The sequence below is a fragment of the Ruminococcoides intestinihominis genome (assembly GCF_040096285.1).
Classification (GTDB): Bacteria; Bacillota; Clostridia; order Oscillospirales; family Acutalibacteraceae; genus Ruminococcoides; species Ruminococcoides intestinihominis.
This window is the reverse complement of sequence record NZ_JBBMEY010000004.1, coordinates 12,772-31,909: the sequence shown is the minus strand read 5'-3', so window position 1 is coordinate 31,909 and position 19,138 is coordinate 12,772. Positions and strand designations below refer to the sequence as shown.

The 19,138-nt window shown below is 34.3% G+C and carries 15 protein-coding genes, 1 pseudogene, 1 riboswitch and 1 other annotated feature; of the genes and pseudogenes, 8 read left to right on the top strand and 8 right to left on the bottom strand.

What is annotated here, in order from left to right; all coding sequences use genetic code 11:
- The first annotated feature begins 1 nt into the window (after window position 1).
- The 3 genes from WMO18_RS02060 to lepA all read left to right on the top strand — a co-directional run bounded on the left by WMO18_RS02060 (window position 2) and on the right by lepA (window position 4,904).
- Window positions 2-1,357 carry a UDP-N-acetylmuramoyl-tripeptide--D-alanyl-D-alanine ligase gene (locus tag WMO18_RS02060; protein ID WP_211147290.1) on the top strand — a complete coding sequence of 452 codons (1,356 nt, stop codon included), beginning with the start codon at window positions 2-4 and terminating at the stop codon, window positions 1,355-1,357.
- 167 nt (window positions 1,358-1,524) lie between these two features.
- Window positions 1,525-2,991: an LCP family protein gene (locus WMO18_RS02055; RefSeq protein WP_211147289.1), complete on the top strand. Its 1,467-nt coding sequence runs from the start codon at window positions 1,525-1,527 to the stop codon at window positions 2,989-2,991.
- A gap of 101 nt (window positions 2,992-3,092) precedes the next feature.
- Window positions 3,093-4,904, top strand: a complete 1,812-nt coding sequence (lepA, locus tag WMO18_RS02050; RefSeq protein WP_211147288.1) for a translation elongation factor 4 — start codon at window positions 3,093-3,095, stop codon at window positions 4,902-4,904.
- Window positions 4,905-4,986: 82 nt separating this feature from the next.
- On the opposite strand, the gene thiT is transcribed toward lepA, so the two are convergent.
- From thiT to WMO18_RS02030, 4 genes and pseudogenes are all read right to left on the bottom strand, one after another.
- A complete protein-coding gene (gene thiT, locus WMO18_RS02045; protein ID WP_211147287.1) occupies window positions 4,987-5,571 on the bottom strand; it encodes an energy-coupled thiamine transporter ThiT in 585 nt (194 codons plus the stop codon).
- A gap of 51 nt (window positions 5,572-5,622) precedes the next feature.
- Window positions 5,623-5,728, bottom strand: a riboswitch (TPP riboswitch).
- A 735-nt stretch (window positions 5,729-6,463) separates the two neighbouring features.
- The gene (locus WMO18_RS02040; protein WP_211147286.1) at window positions 6,464-7,162 is read right to left on the bottom strand and encodes an ImmA/IrrE family metallo-endopeptidase; all 699 of its coding nucleotides are present in this window, start codon (window positions 7,160-7,162) and stop codon (window positions 6,464-6,466) included.
- A 608-nt stretch (window positions 7,163-7,770) separates the two neighbouring features.
- Window positions 7,771-9,159 carry a magnesium transporter gene (mgtE, locus tag WMO18_RS02035; protein ID WP_211147285.1) on the bottom strand — a complete coding sequence of 463 codons (1,389 nt, stop codon included), beginning with the start codon at window positions 9,157-9,159 and terminating at the stop codon, window positions 7,771-7,773.
- Window positions 9,160-9,672: 513 nt separating this feature from the next.
- Window positions 9,673-9,846: pseudogene (locus WMO18_RS02030) on the bottom strand (aldo/keto reductase); the annotation flags it as partial.
- Between the two features lie 228 nt (window positions 9,847-10,074).
- On the opposite strand from WMO18_RS02030, the gene lexA reads away from it, so the two are divergent.
- Together lexA and WMO18_RS02020 are read left to right on the top strand one after the other, a co-directional pair.
- Window positions 10,075-10,665, top strand: a complete 591-nt coding sequence (gene lexA / locus WMO18_RS02025; RefSeq protein ID WP_022505243.1) for a transcriptional repressor LexA — start codon at window positions 10,075-10,077, stop codon at window positions 10,663-10,665.
- Window positions 10,666-10,676: 11 nt separating this feature from the next.
- Window positions 10,677-11,171, top strand: coding sequence for a pyridoxamine 5'-phosphate oxidase family protein (locus WMO18_RS02020; RefSeq protein WP_211147284.1), 495 nt, complete (start codon window positions 10,677-10,679; stop codon window positions 11,169-11,171).
- A gap of 72 nt (window positions 11,172-11,243) precedes the next feature.
- Here the strand turns inward: WMO18_RS02020 and WMO18_RS02015 are convergent, their stop codons facing one another.
- Window positions 11,244-12,608, bottom strand: coding sequence for a citrate/2-methylcitrate synthase (locus WMO18_RS02015; protein ID WP_211147283.1), 1,365 nt, complete (start codon window positions 12,606-12,608; stop codon window positions 11,244-11,246).
- A gap of 196 nt (window positions 12,609-12,804) precedes the next feature.
- The gene (gene ilvB, locus WMO18_RS02010) at window positions 12,805-14,475 is read right to left on the bottom strand and encodes a biosynthetic-type acetolactate synthase large subunit (RefSeq protein ID WP_211147282.1); all 1,671 of its coding nucleotides are present in this window, start codon (window positions 14,473-14,475) and stop codon (window positions 12,805-12,807) included.
- Between the two features lie 70 nt (window positions 14,476-14,545).
- Window positions 14,546-14,789 (bottom strand) — a binding site (T-box leader).
- Between the two features lie 127 nt (window positions 14,790-14,916).
- On the opposite strand from ilvB, the gene WMO18_RS02005 reads away from it, so the two are divergent.
- Both WMO18_RS02005 and WMO18_RS02000 read left to right on the top strand, forming a co-directional pair.
- Window positions 14,917-15,336: a PH domain-containing protein gene (locus WMO18_RS02005; protein ID WP_211147281.1), complete on the top strand. Its 420-nt coding sequence runs from the start codon at window positions 14,917-14,919 to the stop codon at window positions 15,334-15,336.
- A gap of 15 nt (window positions 15,337-15,351) precedes the next feature.
- Entirely contained in the window at window positions 15,352-16,806 is a 1,455-nt protein-coding gene (locus WMO18_RS02000) for a PH domain-containing protein (protein WP_211147280.1), read from the top strand.
- 45 nt (window positions 16,807-16,851) lie between these two features.
- Here the strand turns inward: WMO18_RS02000 and WMO18_RS01995 are convergent, their stop codons facing one another.
- Window positions 16,852-17,541 carry a 5'-methylthioadenosine/adenosylhomocysteine nucleosidase gene (locus WMO18_RS01995; protein ID WP_022505237.1) on the bottom strand — a complete coding sequence of 230 codons (690 nt, stop codon included), beginning with the start codon at window positions 17,539-17,541 and terminating at the stop codon, window positions 16,852-16,854.
- Between the two features lie 10 nt (window positions 17,542-17,551).
- Entirely contained in the window at window positions 17,552-18,274 is a 723-nt protein-coding gene (locus WMO18_RS01990; RefSeq protein WP_211147279.1) for a 16S rRNA (uracil(1498)-N(3))-methyltransferase, read from the bottom strand.
- A 160-nt stretch (window positions 18,275-18,434) separates the two neighbouring features.
- Between WMO18_RS01990 and WMO18_RS01985 the strand changes: the two genes are divergently transcribed.
- Window positions 18,435-18,983 carry a CinA family protein gene (locus tag WMO18_RS01985; protein WP_211147278.1) on the top strand — a complete coding sequence of 183 codons (549 nt, stop codon included), beginning with the start codon at window positions 18,435-18,437 and terminating at the stop codon, window positions 18,981-18,983.
- Window positions 18,984-19,138 lie beyond the last annotated feature (155 nt).

Below are 19,138 nucleotides of genomic sequence, written 5' to 3'. Positions count from 1 at the left end.
TATGAAAGCTATAACTATAAAAGAAATACTGGATAGCTGTAACGGTAACTTTATCGGTGCAGAAGAAAATCTAAATACTAAGGTAACTTCTATTGTTACCGACTCAAGACAAGCAAAAGAAAATTCTATGTTTGTTGCTATTAAAGGTGAAAAGGTTGATGGTCACAAGTTTGTGCCTATGACATACAGTCAAGGTGCAGTTTGTGCATTAGTTGAAGAAAAAGTAGATTGTGATATTCCACAGATTGTAGTTGAAAGCACATTACAAGCAGTTAAGGATATTGCAGAATACTACAGAAGTCTTTTCACAATTCCTTTCATTGGTGTAACAGGTAGTGTTGGTAAAACTTCCACTAAGGAAATGTTGGCATCAGTATTAAAGGAAAAATTTAAGGTACACAAAACACAAGGTAACTTTAACAATGAACTTGGTGTACCACTTACACTATTTGCTATGGAAGAAGATACAGAAGTAGCTATTATTGAAATGGGTATTTCCGACTTTGGTGAAATGACCAGACTTTCCAAAATAGTTAAGCCTAACATTTGTGTTATCACTAACATTGGTTGTTGTCACCTAGAAAATTTAGGTGACAGAGCCGGTGTACTAAAGGCTAAAACAGAAATGTTTAAAAATATGCAGAAAGACGGCAAAATCTTCTTGTGTGGCGATGATGACAAGTTAAGTACAGTTAAAGAGTACAATGGTATTGCCCCTACTTTCTATGGCCTTAATGATACAAACAAATATTACGGTGAAATTATAGAAAACAACAGTGAAAATGGCATCAAGTGTAATCTGCATTTTGATGGCAAAAGTATTCCTGTTACTGTACCTGCTATCGGTAACCATATGGTAGCAAATGCAATGGCTTCAGTTGCTATAGGTAAATACCTTGGAATGACTGATAAAGAAATTGTCAGAGGTATCGAAAGTTACAGTACAATCGGTGGCAGAAACAATGTTATCAAAACTGACAAATACACAGTAATTGATGACTGTTACAACGCTAACCCTACTTCTACTAAAGCATCTATTGACACAATTGCTAACTTTAGCAACCCTAGAAAAGTATGTATTCTTGGTGATATGAAGGAACTTGGCAAGGACGAAATTGCTTTACACAAGGAAGTTGGTGCTAAAGCTGAAGAATGTAAGATTGATGTGCTGATTACAGTTGGTGACTTAGCAAAAGAAATGCAAAGTCAGCTAAAGAATACTAAGGGTTATCACTTTGATAATAACGAAAGTTTGATTAAAGAATTACCAAACATTTTAAAAACCAATGATGCAATTCTTATTAAAGCCAGTCATTCAATGCACTTTGAAGAAATTGTAAAAGCAATTACAGAATAAATTAACTATCAGCCCTTAGGGCTGATTTTTTTATTACTTTTTACATACATATAATAATAAGCACATTTATATATCAATGTTGTAACAAGTATTGATATTATATATTGTATAGTGGTATAATTCCATTATGGAATTTTGCTAAAATTCAAGGAGGGTAATTTGATAATATGGGTAAAAAATCTAAAATAATACTTTTCTCTATTCTAGGGGTTGTGGTTGTTGCAGCTATTGCAGTAACACTTTATTTTGTATTGAGAAATCCTATGTCACTTAGCGAGTCAAGAATGGTAAAGGATTTACAGAATGATAAAGGCTTAACAAGTCAAAAGATTAGTGGCTTTAACTTCGACTTTAAAGTTGAAAGCATTGACTATGACAAAAACAAAGCAAATTCAGGTGATGAGGAACTTTCTCTAACTGCAAAGGCTGATTTAACAAATGATACTTATGAAGTTAAGGGCTTTCCTGTTGACCTAAAATACACTAAAGAAAAGGACTCTAAAGAGTCTTATAAACTTGATTCCATAAGCTATGACTTAAAAAATATTGAATATACTGCTGTAGGTGGTTTTCCTGAGGATTACGCAAAGGAAGTTGTAAACAAAACTTACAAAAATGCAAAACTAGATTCTCATACTACAGACCTACCAAAGAAAACAGATAAATTCACTTTTAAAATCAGCAATTCCGATATGTCAGGCAAACTGTACTTAAACTACACATTTGACAGTAAAAACGGTTGGCACAACGGTAAGTTCGATACAACAGGTCTTGACATTAAGAGAGGTAAAACTACTACCGTAAAGGTTGATGGTGTTAAGTGCTACACTAACCCTGCAGTTAAGAATATTATTCTGCTAGGTACTGATGCACCTGACAATGGCACTAGCCGTTCAGACTCAATGATTCTTGTATCTATTGACAGCAACAACAAGGAAATCAAGTTTAGTTCATTTATGCGTGACACTTATGTTGATATTGACGGCTACAACAAAGATAAGCTAAATGCTGCATTTGCTTATGGTGGTCCACAGTTAGCAGTAAAAACTATTGAAAAGAATTATGGTATCAAGATTGACAACTACATTTCAGTAGGCTTTGGCAAGTTTAAAGATATTGTAGATGCCCTTGGTGGTGTTAGTGTTCAGCTTGATCAAGATGAATGTGGTTACATTAACTGGCAGTTAAACAAGAACGGTCAGGCCGGTACTTACGGCGAAGTACAGGTTAAGGATGGTTCACAGAAATTAAACGGTCAACAGGCACTTTGGTTCTGTCGTGACAGAGGTTCAGAGCAGTTCTCAGGTTCAGACTTTACAAGAACATCTCGTCAAAGAAGAATGTTAATGGGTCTTATTGAGTCATACAAGAATTCTTCCGTTAAGGAAATCAAAGCTATTACAAACAAGCTAAAGAAATACATCCTAACTGATTTAAGCAAGAATGATTTAAACTGGCTAATCAAATACAGTTACAAGTTCTTCACCTACAAAACCAGTGATAAGTGTTATCCGGAAGAAACTTCAGGTTGGACAGATGGAACTACAGATGCAGGTGCATGGATTATCCAAATGAACAGTTGGAAAGACACAAGGAAAGATATTTCTCACTACATTTACACAGATTTAAAATAAAATCTAAAGAAGTTGCCTGACATCTTGTCGGGCAATTTTTTATATGTTATAATGATATGGATAGTAAATAAAAAAGAAAGTTTTAATATAAAGGTGATTATATGTCATTTCCACAAGACAAAATTAGAAATTTCAGCATAATTGCTCATATCGACCATGGTAAATCCACACTTGCCGACCGTATTCTTGAACAGACAGAATCAGTTGCAAAGAGAGAAATGGAAGACCAAATTCTTGACGATATGGATCTTGAAAGAGAAAGAGGTATCACCATTAAGGCTCACGCAGTAACACTACTGTACAAAGCAGATGATGGTGAAACTTATCAATTCAACTTAATTGACACTCCGGGTCATGTTGACTTTAACTATGAAGTATCTCGTTCACTTGCAGCTTGTGAAGGTGCTGTGCTTGTAGTTGATGCCAGTCAGGGTATTGAGGCTCAAACCCTTGCTAACACATATCTTGCAGTTGACGGTGGTCTTGAGATTGTACCGGTTGTTAACAAAATCGACCTACCAAGTGCCGACCCTGACAGAGTAATTAAAGAAATCGAAGATGTTATCGGTATTCCGGCAGAGGGTTGTCCTTGTGTATCAGCAAAGACAGGACTTAACATTCACGATGTTATGGAAAGAATTGTCAGTGATGTACCTGCCCCTACAGGTGACTACAACGACCCACTAAGAGCATTAATCTTTGATAGTTACTACGATAGCTACAAGGGTGTTATTATTTATGTTAGAGTTAAAGACGGTCAAATTCACCCGGGTGATGAATTTAAGCTAATGGCAACAGGCAGTACATTTCAAGTTGTTGAATGTGGCTATATGAGAGCAACCTCTCTTGAGCAGAGAGATGGTCTTTATGCTGGTGAAGTTGGTTATATTGCAGCATCTATCAAAAGTCTACAGGATGCACAAGTTGGTGATACAGTTACTCTTGTATCTAATCCGGCAGAAGAACCTTTACCGGGTTACAGAGCAGCACAGTCAATGGTATTCTGTGGTATCTATCCTGCTGACGGTGCAAAGTACGGTGACTTACGAGATGCTTTGGAAAAGCTAAAGCTAAATGACGCATCACTAACATTTGATGCAGAAACTTCTGTTGCTTTAGGCTTTGGTTTTAGATGTGGTTTCTTAGGTCTGCTTCATATGGAAATTATCCAAGAAAGACTTGAAAGAGAATACAACCTTGACCTTATTACAACTGCACCATCAGTTAGTTACAGAATTACAAAAACTGACGGTACTGTTGAAATGATTAGTAACCCTACTAATTACCCTGACCCTGCACTTATTGCAAAGGCTGAAGAACCTATGACTGATGCTCATATTTATGCACCATCAGAATATGTAGGTAACATTATGGAGCTTTGTCAGGATAGACGAGGTATCTTTGTGGGTATGGATTATATTGACTCAGATAGAGTTGATATTCACTATGAAATGCCACTTGCTGAAATTATTTATGATTTCTTTGACACACTAAAAAGCAGGACAAGAGGTTATGCATCCTTTGACTATGAACTAAAGGATTACAGAGAAAGTCAGCTGGTTAAACTTGACATTATGCTAAACGGTGAAGTAATTGATGCACTTTCATTTATTATTCACGCAGATAAAGCATATGGCAGAGCAAGAAAAATGGCAGAAAAGCTAAAGGAAAAAATTCCAAGACAGTTATTTGAAGTGCCAATTCAGGCTTGTATCGGTGGTAAGATTATTGCCAGAGAAACTGTTAAAGCTATGCGTAAAGATGTTCTTGCTAAATGTTACGGTGGTGACATTACTCGTAAGAAGAAACTACTTGAAAAGCAAAAAGAAGGTAAGAAGAGAATGCGTCAGCTTGGTTCTGTTGAAGTTCCACAGGAAGCATTTATGGCAGTTCTTAAACTTGATTCAGACTAATTCACAACATTATATACAGCAAAAAGCCTAGGGTTTTATTCCCTAGGCTTTTTTGCTGTAATAGTAGATATATGTTAAATACTTATGCTCTCTTTAATGCACCAACTGTGTCCTTCCTAAAGTCAAGTACAAGTGCAATTAATACACCAACAACAATTGTTACAATAGTTTCAGGTACCATATATGTTGCGTTGTATGTTACGGAATATAACCAAGCAGGTTGTCCCTCAGGTGCCCACATTTTCCATACTGCCCAACCTGAAATAAAGTGACAGATATATCTTAATGCACAAGCAAGAAATGCACCTAAAGCAATTTCAAGTGGTTGGTTGTGGAATTTATCTCTAAACACACCGGCAAAACCAATTACACCAAAAGCTACAAGGTAATCAAACAAAATAATCAGTATAACTGCTAAAACTGATGTACCGTAAGAAAGGTTGTTTGCTCCAAGTACCATTTGTACCAGTCCATAAACAACACCGGTAAGTACTCCCCACTTCCACTTATAACGGTAAGCAATCAGTACAAGTGGTAACATACTGCAAAGTGTTACACTGCCACCAAAAGGTAGGTTTGCAAACTTAATCATACTTAACACAGTAGCAAGTGCAATCATAATAGCACTTTCACACAATCTTAAGATAGTCTTTTTTCTCTTTTCCATTATTGTTCCTCCTCAAATAAAAAAGCACTATGCAAACGCACAGTGCCATAAAAATCCTATCTTAAAGCTCCCTACGTCGGCATTATCCGAATCAGGTTAAGGGTCTAAGGCGCACACCTTACTCTCAGCCACTTTTGTAGCTCCCCTGTTTGATTTGCAATTATAATACCATTAAAAATAATATTTGTCAAATACTTTTTGTAAAAATATATAGGAACACAAAAAGGAACATACCTTATTGGGTATGTTCCTTATGTCCTTCCAAATTAAAATTAAAATTTTATCCGTAAGTATTACATCTTAGTAAGCCACCTATATTTATCACATACGTGACAATGGAATTATAATAAAAGTTAAAACAAATTCTTAATTAATTTTTCGTATTAATTAAATTTAATTTTATTTGTGTAGATGTTTTGAACAATTAAGTTCAAATTTTTAAATATTCAATTGTAATTTACTTGATAAAATTAGGCTTTTTTACCGAACAAAGCCACCATATCAAGGTTTTCAATGTCGGGAATTGGTTGTTTCTTCTTAACATTATCGTTATCTGATTTGCTAATTGTTGGTTTGCTAGATCTATTCATATATAATACAATCCCAACACATGTAGCTAAAAGTAAAGTCATTAAAACCAAAACTACGGCAAGAACTATAATCCCGTGGTACATCGGTAATACCTCCTTGTAATACACTGTACGCTTATATAATAACACTCTAGAATGTTTATATCTTGTTTACTATTTCTTTTCTTCTTCAATTAAATAATACCACATAAATATAAAATGTCAATGGTTTTTTTGAAAAAAGTTAAAAGTTTTTATAACAAATTCACTAAAGATTTATAATAGTAAATTTATTCATAGTAAATCTATATTTTGTTCACAAACTAAGCCTTGCAATGGTAGTTCTTCAACGCCATAAGCAGTTGCAACAAGTTTTCATAACCACAAAACTGATATTCGGTCAGCTTACCCATCTTCTGTAGTCTGATAGCCAAAATCTCTTTAGTTACACCGAACATATCAGCCATTGCGTTAAACTTTATAAAGTTACTTTTATCCACAACAGGATTGATAATATTCAGTTTATCAACACCATAAACCTTGTTAAAAACTAAATTGATAGTTTCTTTTGGCATCAATATTTCTAATGCTAAAGTAGAAGTGATACCTTCAATAATATCATCGCTTGGTGCATCCCTTAAAGTAATAGGCTTTTTACGGTACTTTTCACCATACAAGTCACTATTAATACGGTTAAGAATCCAGAAAGAAATTCCACACATTGTTACAAAGTTTTTTTGACCACTACTGCCCTTTAGCAACTGTTTATTCACATAAACAGTTTGGTTATTAAGGGTTACTTCTCTTTCACCTATCTTATCCTTCACATCACACAAAGTAACTTTGCCCAGAACCTTTTTATCGTTAAAGTCAACATACTCAATGTTAATACCCAGCATATTTGCTACATTCTCAGGGCTAACCTTAAAGACTTCATTACTGCTGATGTTATAAATATTCATATACTGCTGTACAATACTATATGCAATAGTTTCTATATTCTTCTCTGTTAAATAAGCCATAATAATCTCCTTTACAATTTTTACTATATAATAAGTTAATTAATTTCTATATTTTTCTAGCTTGGTTATAGTATAAAGCACCACTTTGTTTTTACTGTTAGTAACGGTTGAATTATAAATGTGCTTTGTGTGAAAAGAAAAAACACATTACAAAAGGCAAAACACCGAACCTAATGTTCGGTGTTTTTGACTTAATGAAAAAATGAGGGGTTTTTCAATGTTTTATTTGAGGAGTTAAAACAATGTATCTAAAGCTCTGTATCTCTTTAGTACGCTTATAGTATATAAAGTCAATATGTTTTCCACTTTACAAATAGTTGAAATATACTTGTAATTTATGTGAAAAGTATTAGAAAAACTTTCTGTAAAAATAACAAAGCACTGAGCTTGTGGATAACTCAGTGCTTTGTGTCTTTCATTAAAAATGAGGGGTACAATGTAAATCTTATTGATTACATTGAGGAGGGTAGAACAATATACTGAAATGGTTGCGGTTCCATTTCTTTAGTACAGTTATAGTGTAACCCTACAATTTGTTTTTACTGTTATAATAATTTGAAATATATCTGTCAGTTATGTGAAAATTATGAGAAAACTTTATTATCCATCTATGCTAACTTAAAAATATCAATTAAGAATATCCATACCATACCGTAGTAAGTTACTACTGCAACAAGGTCATTTATTGTTGTAATCAGTGGACCTGAGGCTACTGCAGGGTCAACCTTAATCTTGCTAAAGAACATAGGCACTAAAGTACCTACCAAACTTGAAATAACCATTGAGGCTAAAAGTGAAAATCCAACACAACCGGATACTAAGAAAGAATATCCGAATGTATTACCTTTAAACAAGAAAATATACAATCCTACAAAAATAAATGACATAGTTCCAAGTAAAAGACCATTAGAAAAACCTACTCTTACTTCTTTAAACATCAGCTTAACTTTATCAGATGCTTTTAAGTTTTCATCCATAAGCACACGAATTGTAACAGCCAGTGACTGTGTACCTACATTACCTGCCATATCAAGGATTAGTGATTGAAAACATATTACAATAGGAATAACTGCAACAACAGTTTCAAACATACCAACAACTGAAGAAACACCCATTCCTAAGAATAACAAGATTATCAGCCAAGGCAATCTTTTCTTTGTACTTTGCAAGGTTGTTTCGTTTAAATCTTCTTCAGCAGTCAAACCACCTAGCTTTGCATAATCTTCACCAAGTTCTTCATCAACAACTTCAACAATATCATGAGCAGTAATTACACCTAGGATATGCTTATTGTCATCAAGTACAGGAATTGAGTCTTCTGCATAGTCCTTTAACTGTTCAATACAATCAACTATTTTTTCATTAGCCTTTACATATGGATAGGACTTTATAATCAATTCATCAAGGGATTGATATTCCCTTGCAACAATCAAGTCCTTTAAGTCAATAGCACCGTAAAAACTATCTTTATCATCAACAACATATATAGTATTAATGTTGTCATTTTCTCCTGCTTGAGTAATTAGCTGATGGGTAGCCTCTTTAATAGTAAGATTTTTCTTTACAACAATATAGTTAGTTGTCATCTCACTACCGATTTCATCATCTTCATATGACAAAATCATACTAACATCTTGTTTTGCATCATTATCAAGTAAAGCAACAATTCTCTTTCTGTCAGCATCACTTAACTTTTCCAGAATATCAACAGCGTCATCTGAGTCCATTTCTGAAATCAAGTTAGCTACTTTATCAGAATTAATTTCTTTGATATATTCTTCTGAGTCCTCAATATAAGAGAATATCTCAGCTACCATTTCAACACCTAACACAGGGTATAGTGACTTTCTTTCTTCCGGTGTCATTTTCTCAAATGCATCGGCAATATCACCCATATGGTAATCAGAAATTTTTTCTATTAATTCTTCCTTAGGAAGATTACTTCTGAAAATCTTTAGTACTTCATCGGAATACATTGGTTTAGTTACTTTATTCATTAATATTACCTCCTACTACCTAAAAATAGGCATAAAAATACCACCACTATCCATAGCAGCTTCACAAATTATCGTTGCGTAGTATTAGGATAAATACGGTGGTACAGAATAATATTAAATTAAAATAAAATATCAAAATCAACAGACAGTGCTACATTTCTAACTTCCATATCACCATAAACAATACACCCACCAAAACTATCACAACTGTCCATTAACTTCACCTCCAATATTTTCTTATATCAATTTAGCACCAAAAGTGCATAAAGTCAAGAAATCACAATACTTTTAACTTAATTTTTACCTAAATTTGTTCTACTGAATTATACTCTATTACACAGCAAAGCACCGAGCCTTGTGGATAGCTCGGTGCTTTGTTTTCATTAAAATGAGGGGTACAATGTAAATCTTTTTGTGGATTAACATTGAGGAGGGTAGAACAATGTACTGAAATGGTTGCGGCTCCATTTCTTTAGTACGCCTATATTATATACCCAAAAATCAGTTTTGTTGTTATAGAAAACTGAAAGGTTTTTGTTGGTTGTGTGAAAACTCACTTTGTTTTTCACCGATAGCACTTAGCCTACCCTCTTTATACATTTCTTCCATAGCTTTATAAGCACCGTAATAGTCACCCATTGGTTGATGAATTAGATATAAGTCAAAGTAATCTGTACCTAGCTTTTTTAGTGAATTTTCTTATCCTGATGGGAGAGTTTTTATCTCTATACTTGACAAAGAAGATAATGTTTCTTTTTACATTGCTATAAAAAATAGCAACAAAGATAAATTTTTAACTGCACTAAAGTGAGATAAGTACAAATAATGGGACTTTGACTAGAATTAATCAAACATTTGTTTGATTTTTTTATAATTATATGTTACAATATGTAAAACAGTTGTGAGGTGATTACTATGAAACCACTAACAAAAAGTCAGCAAAAAGTTTTTGACTATATAAAAGAATGTAGTGAAGAAGGCAGAGTGCCATCTGTTAGAGAGATTTGTGAACACACAGGACTAAAATCTACTTCAACAGTACATCTTCACCTAAAATCCCTTGAAGAAAAGGGTTTAATCGAAAGAGATAAAGGTCTTAACCGTAGTATTAGAATTGCCGGTGAAGAAAAGGTAAACCAAATTCCTATTATGGGTAGAGTTACTGCCGGTTTACCGGTCTTAGCAGTTGAAGATATTGAGGGATATGTACCTGTAACAGAGAATCTAAAAAGAGGCAGAGAGCTTTTTGCCCTAAGAATTGACGGTGAATCTATGATTAATGCCGGTATTCTTGACGGTGACATTGTTATTGTACATAGAACACCTGTAGCAAATAATGGTGACATTGTAATTGCACTTATTGAAGATGAGGCAACTTGCAAAAGATTTTATAAGGAAAACGGTCACTACAGACTTCAACCTGAAAATGAACTATTTGAACCGATTATTGTTGATGAGGTTGTACTGCTGGGTACAGTTATCAGCTTAGTCAGGAATTACGAATAATAGAGGTTCTTATGTTTAGAGAAATGCGAAGAAAAAAGCAACAAATTCCCGATAACGAGGCTATTGCTATTCTTGAAAATGGCAAGGTAGGAATTTTAGCAGTTAACGGTGACAACGGCTATCCATATACTGTTCCACTTAACTATATGTTTTATAATGGAAAAATTTATTTTCACGGTGCAAGTGAAGGTCACAAATTTGACAGTATAAAGAACAACCCTAAGGTAAGTTTCTGTGTGATTTCTCAAGACAAGATTATTCCTGAGAAATATACAACTGCTTATGAAAGTGTTGTTGTTTTCGGTAATGCAAAAATTATGGATGATAAAGAGGAAATCAAAAAAGTTATTTATGACTTTGCAAAGAAATTTCATCCAACAGACACAGAAGAAAACAGAATGTTCAACATTAATTCTGACATTAAAACAATGGCTATGGTTGAGATTACACCGGAACATATTACCGGTAAAGAGGGACTTGAACTTTACAAGAAAAGAATCAAGTAATTTTATAATATAAACATAAAAAAGGTGTTGCATTTGCAACACCTTTTCTTTATGAATTGATTAATTTGTATTTTAATCTCTTTCGTCCATAGGAACATAGTTCTGTCTATCGTGAACATTCTGATATGCAGGACGAATAATCTTACTTGGGTTTACAAGTTCTTCCAGTCTATGAGCAGACCAACCACTAACTCTGGCAATAGCAAAAAGTGGAGTAAACAACTTTGTTGGTAAGTCAAGCATACTGTAAACAAAGCCACTGTAAAAGTCAACATTAGCAGAGATTTTCTTATCTGTCTTTCTTCTCTGCATAATCAGTTCTGCTGCAATTTCTTCAACATTATTATATAGCTGATACTCTGCCTGTCTGCCTTTTTCTTCAGAAAGTGACTTAACAAAGCCCTTGAATACTCTTGCTCTTGGATCGGAAATTGTATAAATAGCATGACCCATACCATATATAAGACCTGACTTATCAAATGCTTCTTTGTTAAGAATTTTGATTAGATAGTCACGAATCTGTTCTTTATCGTTATAGTCTGTTACATGTCTTTTAATATGGTTAAACATTTTTACAACCTTAATGTTTGCACCACCATGCTTAGGACCTTTTAGAGAACAAAGTGCTGCTGCAATAGCTGCATATGTATCTGTACCTGATGATGTTACAACATGAGTTGTGAAAGTTGAGTTGTTACCACCACCATGTTCTGCATGAAGAACAAGTGCCATATCAAGTAGCTTAGCCTCTAACTTTGTATATTGACTGTCAGGTCGTAGCATATACAAAATATTTTCTGCTGTAGATAGGTGAGGCTGTGGTGAATGGATAAACAAACTCTGCTTGTTGTGGAAATAGTTAAATGCCTGATAGCTATATACTGCAAGTACAGGTAAAAGTGCAATTAACTGAATACATTGACGAAGTACATTAGGAACAGAAGTGTCCTCTGCTTTTTCGTCATAACTGTAAAGTGTAAGTACTTCCTTAGACAAAGCATTCATAATATTTCTTGATGGAGCTTTCATAATAATGTCACGAACAAATGTATCAGGCAAAGTTCTGTAGTAACCAAGTAGCTGATTAAATTCTTCAAACTGTTCTTGGTTAGGCAAATCCCCCATCAGTAGCAAATAAGAAACTTCTTCAAATCCATAATGCTTATCATGGATAAAGCCATTTACTAAGTCCTCAATGCTATAACCTCTGTAGAAAAGTTCACCGGGAATAGGAGTTCTGTTTCCGTTTTCATCTTCAATAACAGAGTTAACCTCTGAGATTTCTGTTAAACCTGTAAGAACACCTTTACCGTTAGAGTCTCTAAGCCCTCTCTTAACATCATACTTATCATAGTTGCTAGGGTCAATAAGACTGTTTTTGCAACAAATTTTACTTAGTTCTATAATTTCAGGAGTAAGGTCGCTATATTTACCCATGAAAATCACATCCTTTAAAATGGTATAGTAATCTAATTTTTAATATGTATATCTTTCATTTTATCACAATTTTTTAACTTTAGCAAGATAAATTCCTATTAATTCTATATGATTAACAAATTTAATTTATGACAAAATGACAGAAAGGTGCTTATCATAAGACAAGCACCTTTGCTAATAATAAATTTATATTTAATTAATCCATTGAAGTAACAATTTCGTTTACTGTTTTTCCCGGAGGAATCATTGGTAGTACATTTTCATCAGGACTGATTACACAATCAACAACTACAGGTTCATTCATATCATATGCCTTCTTTAGCACATCATGAATTTCCTCAGGCTTAGTAATTCTTAAGCCCTTAATGCCGTAACCCTGGGCAACCTTTACAAAGTCAGTTGCTCTGTGTGGGTCTGTGTTTGAGAATCTGCAACCGTAGAATAGCTTTTGCCATTGACGAACCATACCAAGAACTGAGTTGTTCATAACAACAACTACAACAGGAATGTTATATGACTTCATTGTTACAAGTTCATTAATGTTCATATGGAAAGAACCGTCACCTGTTACTAAGAAAACTCTCTTGTCCATATTGCCCATACTTGCACCGATAGCAGCACCCATACCAAAGCCCATTGTACCTAAACCACCTGATGTTAGGAATGTTCTTGGTTCAAAGAAATTTGTTCTCTGTGCAACCCACATTTGGTGCTGACCAACATCAGTTGCAACAATGTCTTCACTAGACTTAATCTTGTTAATTTCGTCAAGAATCTGATATGGATGGCAGTAACCTTCTTTGTTAATATCGCTGATAGTGATTTTCTTCTTCCAATCCATAATCTGTTCAATCCAAGTAGGGTTGCTCTTCTGTTCTAATCCATCAACAACCTTAACAAGTGTATCCTTTAAATCGCCGATAACCCAGTTGTCAACCTTAACATTTTTGTGAATTTCGTGAGCATCAATATCAAGCTGAATAATAGTAGCTTGTTGACCAAACTTTTCTCTATCCCCTGCAACTCTGTCAGAAAATCTTGCACCACAAGCAATGATAACATCAGCATTATCTGTTGCCATACCTGTTTCGTAACCACCATGCATACCGATATTACCAACAAATAGTGGGTGGTCGGCAGGCATACAGCCTAGTGCCATTAGTGAACAACATACAGGAGCGTCAATTCTCTCTGCAAACTTAACAAATTCATCACAAGCATTTGCAGAAATAATACCACCACCGGCATAAATCATTGGTCTTTTAGCATTTCTTAAAATTTCTTGAGCTTCCTTAATTGCATCATCCTGAGCCTTAAACTCATTATTAGGAACAAACTTTTCCTTTGGAGTGTATTCACACTTCATAGCAGTAATATCCTTAGGTACATCAACAAGAACAGGACCTTTTCTGCCACTTTGAGCAATTTCAAAAGCCTTACGGATTGTTGGAGCTAAGTCCTCCATTTCCATTACTAGGAAAGAAGCCTTTGTAATTGGCTTAACAACTTCTGAAATATTAACTTCCTGAAAAGCATCTCTGCCAAGTAAATCTCTCTGTACATTACCACAGATAGCAACCATAGGAATTGAGTCGATATTCGCAGTTGCAATACCTGTTACAAGGTTAGTAGCCCCAGGACCTGATGTTGAAAATACAACACCAACCTTGCCGGTTGAACGAGCATAACCATCAGCAGCATGAGCAGCACCCTGTTCATGAGCAGTTAGGATATGAGTGATTTTGTCGCTATACTTGTAAAGAGCATCATATGTATTTAGTGCTGCACCACCGGGATAACCAAATACTGTGTCAACACCCTGTTCAAGTAAACATTCGCATATAATTTCTGCACCTGTTAATTGCATATTCTTTTCCCCTATCTCTTTATTTTTCAAAATAACTAAAAGTTTCGGAAATAAAAAAACACCCCGTCTCATAAGAGACGAAGCTAATAAACCCCGTGGTACCACTCTACTTCGCTTATAAAAATAAGCCTTACACATCAGGCAACAACCGAATGCTGTTCTGTTAACGGAGAACTACCGTAACACTCTACTGAGTTTCCCTTTGGAATGTTAAGTTCACAGGTTACTTTCACCAGCCGATCATATTGCCTTGCACCATCCGACAACTCTCTGAAAAGATTTTGCTACTTACTTCTCCTGATCATTACTTTTAGTATCATTAAATTATTTAGAAAAAGCCTTGGTCTTCTGTATAATATTCTACTTTAAAAATATCAACTTGTCAAGTCGTTTCATTTTATATATAATGATTATACATATATTTTTTATTGGGAGTAACTAATGGAACGAAAATTATCCAAAAATGCAAAGAAAGTTTGGCGTACAAGATGTGCTATGGTTTGTTTACTTTTTGCATTTATTAGTGGTGGCATATATATTTTTTCACCTTTAATAGCTTTTATTGTTGCCGGAGTGGATTTGTTAACATTCTTAATTATATACCTTATTGCCGTACCTCTTGTTTATCATGTTACAACACTTGTTGTAAGGAAAGACGGTATCACCATAACCAAAGGTATATTGATGAGAAAAAGAATGAACATAATGGCAAAGAAAATTCAGTATGTTGAACTTATCCAAACACCGATACAAAGGCTTTTCAAGGTTTATACTGTAGCATTCCATACTGCAGGTGCTACTACTTATGTCAGTCAGGTTGATGCCGACTTAGGAAGATTATTTAGGTCATACAAAGAATAAAGAAAGGATATAGTTGTGAAATTTAGGAACAGAAAGCTATACAAGAAAGCTCACTTCTATACAATTTTATATGATTTAACAAGGCTATTTCCTTTGCTTGTTGTTCCGGTATTACAAAACCTTTTGTATAAGCCAACAACAACTGCTGCTTTTATCACTAACTTTTCTATTTCTGCTTTGTGTGTTGTTTTTCTATTTGCGTATATTATTCTTGAATACAGAAGTACAATGTACCTGGAGAAGGAGAAAAGTGTCTATACAAAGAAAGGATTTTTCTTTAAAAAAAGAGCTGATATTCCCTACAACTGTATTCAGTCTGTTTATGTTGAAAGGGCATTTATGTACAGAATTTTCAGAGCAAGGAAGGTTATTATAAACACACCCGGTTCTTATACTTCTAAAGGTGACTACAATCTTTTTCTAAGTAAAAAGAACGACCTTGCACTAAAGACTGAAATTTTCGGCAAAGAAGATGTTGACCTAAAGTATAATGGTGGTTTCCTTAGAATAATTCTAATGGCTGCAACATGGAGTAACGCACTTACAGGTTTGCTTATTATAGCACCTGTCCTATATAAAACCTCCGATATTGTTGTGGATATTTTTAAAAACTATTTTGTAAATAGGCTGGATATTTCTTCTTACATTATTAAGATTGGTGTACCTCCTGCTGTATCCGGTCTTGCAACATTACTGATAATTTGTTGGGGTATTGCCTATGTGTATCAGCTTTCAAGCAATGCGTTTTTCTCAACAAAGATAAAAAATAACATAATCCACATTTCAAGAGGATTACTGAACAGATATGAATTTGTTACAACTACAGAAAAGTTAAATGCAATTCAAATAAAGCAAAGTGTACTGATGTTACTTCTTCGTCTAAAAAGTGCCTACATTCAAACAATAGGCAGTGGTGCACAAAAAGGTGACAGAAGTTTGCTTATACCTGCTGACAGAGAAGAAAATATCAACAAAATTCTCAGCAAAATCACAACTCTGCCAACAGAAGAAAACTACAAAGTTAAACCTAAAAAGACAGAATTTATGTCCTACCTATGGTTTCCTTTCTATTGTATATTAGGTACTGTTGCAGCAATGCTAATACTTCACTACCTAGGTTATTTTGCAGAAATTGTTAGATTTCCTTTATTTGCTATACTTGGAGTATTTGTTTACTGGCTATTTTTCAGAATTTATTCCTACACAAAAAGTAGTATAACCATTTGTGACAAGGCAGTACAGATTGATTACTTTGATAAGCTGAACATTACAAGAACTTACATTCCGTATGACAAAATTCAGTATGTACAGATTAGGCAAAGTCCTTTCCAGGTTTTTTACAAAACTGCTCATCTAAGAATTTATGTTTATTCAAACAAAAGAAAATTCTACAAAATCAAGTACCTAAAATACAAGAAGGTTCTTGAAGCTGTAGATATAATAGAAACAAAAATGAAATATAGATACTAAAGTAAGAGCCTTACAGAACTCTGTAAGGCTTTCTTAGTGTAATGATTATTTTAAAAATTCTTTCATAACTTTAATTGAATGTTCAGCAGCCAGAACCTTAAACTTCTCAAAATCTAAGAATTCATTGTGGTTCATATCGTCACTAATTGAACGAAGAACTGCATATGGCACTTTGTTTCTGTAACAAACATGGCCAACTGCTCCACCTTCCATTTCACAACATAAAGCACCGAATTTGTCTGCAATAAACTTTCTCTTATCCACATCAGCAATAAAAATATCACCTGTTGCTACTCTGCCAACAACAACATTAATGTCATCAATAGTTTTGCAACATTCATATAACTTTTCATATGTAGCCTTATCTGACGGAATGTCAATTCTTCTTTCATCGGTGTACCAGATTTCGCCTCTAGGATCACCGGTTGCAGTACCGTTCATATCATGTTCAACACAATCCTTAGAAATAACAATGTCGCCAATCTTTAAGTCTTTACTTAAACTACCTGCAATACCTGAATTGATAATTACATCAGGCTTATAGTAGTCAATCATAATCTGAGTACCGATAGCAGCATTTACTTTACCGATGCCACATTCAAGAAGTACAACATCCTTACCGTTGATTTTACCACTGATAAAGTCAAGACCTGCGATTGTTTTCTCTTCGCTACTATCCATTGCTGACTTTAAACCGTCAACTTCAATTTTTAATGCACAAATAATTCCTGTCATTTTTATTACCTCATTCCATATTGTCTGTTTCATACATAATTAAAGTTAATGCAACTAAAGGTGCAGTTTCTGCCCTTAAAATTCTTTTACCTAGGGTAGCTTTTCTGCCACCGTTTTCTGTAACAAGGTTAACTTCCTCAGAACTGAATCCACCTTCACTGCCAATAAACATACTTATTTCACTTGGTTTATCTTTTAGAATAGTTTTTACACTTTCTCCACCAAGTTCATAAAAAATAACTTTATCTCCTTTAGCACTTTTTACTGCATCATTAAAGGAAATACATTCCCTAACTTTAGGTACAATTCCTCTGCCACTTTGCATAGCAGCTTGTTTTGCAATTTTTTGCCATCTGACTGTTTTCTTACTTAATGACTTTTTGTCAGGTCTGCTGACACATCTTGAAGAAATAACAGGCACAATCTCACTTACACCGATTTCAACTGCCTTTTGAATAATAAGCTCCATTTTGTCACCTTTAGGTAGGGCTTGATAAAGTGTTACCTTTACATCAGGTTCAGCTTCGGAAATTTTGCTGGAAAGAACATTTACCTTTACCATATCACCACTTATTTCTTCAACTACACAATTATGGACAGTACCACTGGGTGAACACAAAGTTAGGGATTCACCCTTATTCATTCTAAGACTTTTTGATATATGGCGACCATCTTCACCAAAAAGTGAATATTCCTTTGACTCAATTTCTTCATCAACAAAAAAATGTGGCATAGCTTTGCTCCTTGTATCCTATATTATAAAAGGTAGGGCAAACAATGTTCACCCAAATAAAATTACCGTAAAGTCATTTTAGTCTATAACTAATATAACAAAACACAACTATAATTGCAATAGATAAGGTTTTTTGATAAAATAATAACGAGGTGATAAAATGGCTACTTTAATCACAGACAAAGATTATTATAACTTAATGAAAGATATAGATACTGCTACTTTAGAAAACACCCTTGTAAAGGAACTGACAGACAGAAATTTGAAAATCAGTTCTGCCGAAAGTTGTACCGGTGGTATGATTTCACAGAGGATTACAAATGTCAGTGGTGCAAGTAATGTTTTTGAATTAGGTGTTTGTTCCTATGCAAACAGAATCAAAAACAAAGTCTTAGGTGTTAGTAACGAAATACTAAATACAGTAGGTGCAGTTAGCCAAGAAACTGCTACTCAGATGTGTGAAGGAATCAAGGAACTTTCCTCATCTGATATAGGGGTATCAACAACAGGCATTGCCGGACCTACCGGTGGAACAGCCAAAAAGCCTGTGGGATTAGTTTTTATAGGAATTGCAACAAAAGAAAGTACCACAATATATAGGGCTGAACTTTGCCACTATACACCACATTCTAGGAATGAAGTGCGAACAATGACTACAAACCTATGTATGCTACTTGCAATCAAGGCTACTAGGAACTCAGTAGAATAGAAAATACTTGATTTTTGTCAAGATTTATGGTAAAATTTTAGAAGTTGGTTTTTGCCTAAGTTGTGTAGGCAACCGAAACAAACACAACATTTTTAATATTGGTATTCCATTAAACGGAAAATAGACAACTAAATATTAACGAACGGAGTTGACAT

What these genes read in the sequence shown, in the direction of transcription:
- WMO18_RS02060 (WP_211147290.1), top strand. Translation starts at nt 2, where the DNA reads ATGAAAGCTATAACTATAAAAGAAATACTGGATAGCTGTAACGGTAAC.
- WMO18_RS02020 (WP_211147284.1), top strand. Translation starts at nt 10,677, where the DNA reads ATGTTTAGAGAAATGCGAAGAAAAAAGCAACAAATTCCCGATAACGAG.
- WMO18_RS01995 (WP_022505237.1), bottom strand. Translation starts at nt 17,541, where the DNA reads ATGACAGGAATTATTTGTGCATTAAAAATTGAAGTTGACGGTTTAAAG.
- WMO18_RS01990 (WP_211147279.1), bottom strand. Translation starts at nt 18,274, where the DNA reads ATGCCACATTTTTTTGTTGATGAAGAAATTGAGTCAAAGGAATATTCA.
- WMO18_RS02055 (WP_211147289.1), top strand. Translation starts at nt 1,525, where the DNA reads ATGGGTAAAAAATCTAAAATAATACTTTTCTCTATTCTAGGGGTTGTG.
- lexA (WP_022505243.1), top strand. Translation starts at nt 10,075, where the DNA reads ATGAAACCACTAACAAAAAGTCAGCAAAAAGTTTTTGACTATATAAAA.
- ilvB (WP_211147282.1), bottom strand. Translation starts at nt 14,475, where the DNA reads ATGCAATTAACAGGTGCAGAAATTATATGCGAATGTTTACTTGAACAG.
- WMO18_RS02040 (WP_211147286.1), bottom strand. Translation starts at nt 7,162, where the DNA reads ATGGCTTATTTAACAGAGAAGAATATAGAAACTATTGCATATAGTATT.
- lepA (WP_211147288.1), top strand. Translation starts at nt 3,093, where the DNA reads ATGTCATTTCCACAAGACAAAATTAGAAATTTCAGCATAATTGCTCAT.
- WMO18_RS02005 (WP_211147281.1), top strand. Translation starts at nt 14,917, where the DNA reads ATGGAACGAAAATTATCCAAAAATGCAAAGAAAGTTTGGCGTACAAGA.
- WMO18_RS02015 (WP_211147283.1), bottom strand. Translation starts at nt 12,608, where the DNA reads ATGGGTAAATATAGCGACCTTACTCCTGAAATTATAGAACTAAGTAAA.
- mgtE (WP_211147285.1), bottom strand. Translation starts at nt 9,159, where the DNA reads ATGAATAAAGTAACTAAACCAATGTATTCCGATGAAGTACTAAAGATT.
- WMO18_RS01985 (WP_211147278.1), top strand. Translation starts at nt 18,435, where the DNA reads ATGGCTACTTTAATCACAGACAAAGATTATTATAACTTAATGAAAGAT.
- thiT (WP_211147287.1), bottom strand. Translation starts at nt 5,571, where the DNA reads ATGGAAAAGAGAAAAAAGACTATCTTAAGATTGTGTGAAAGTGCTATT.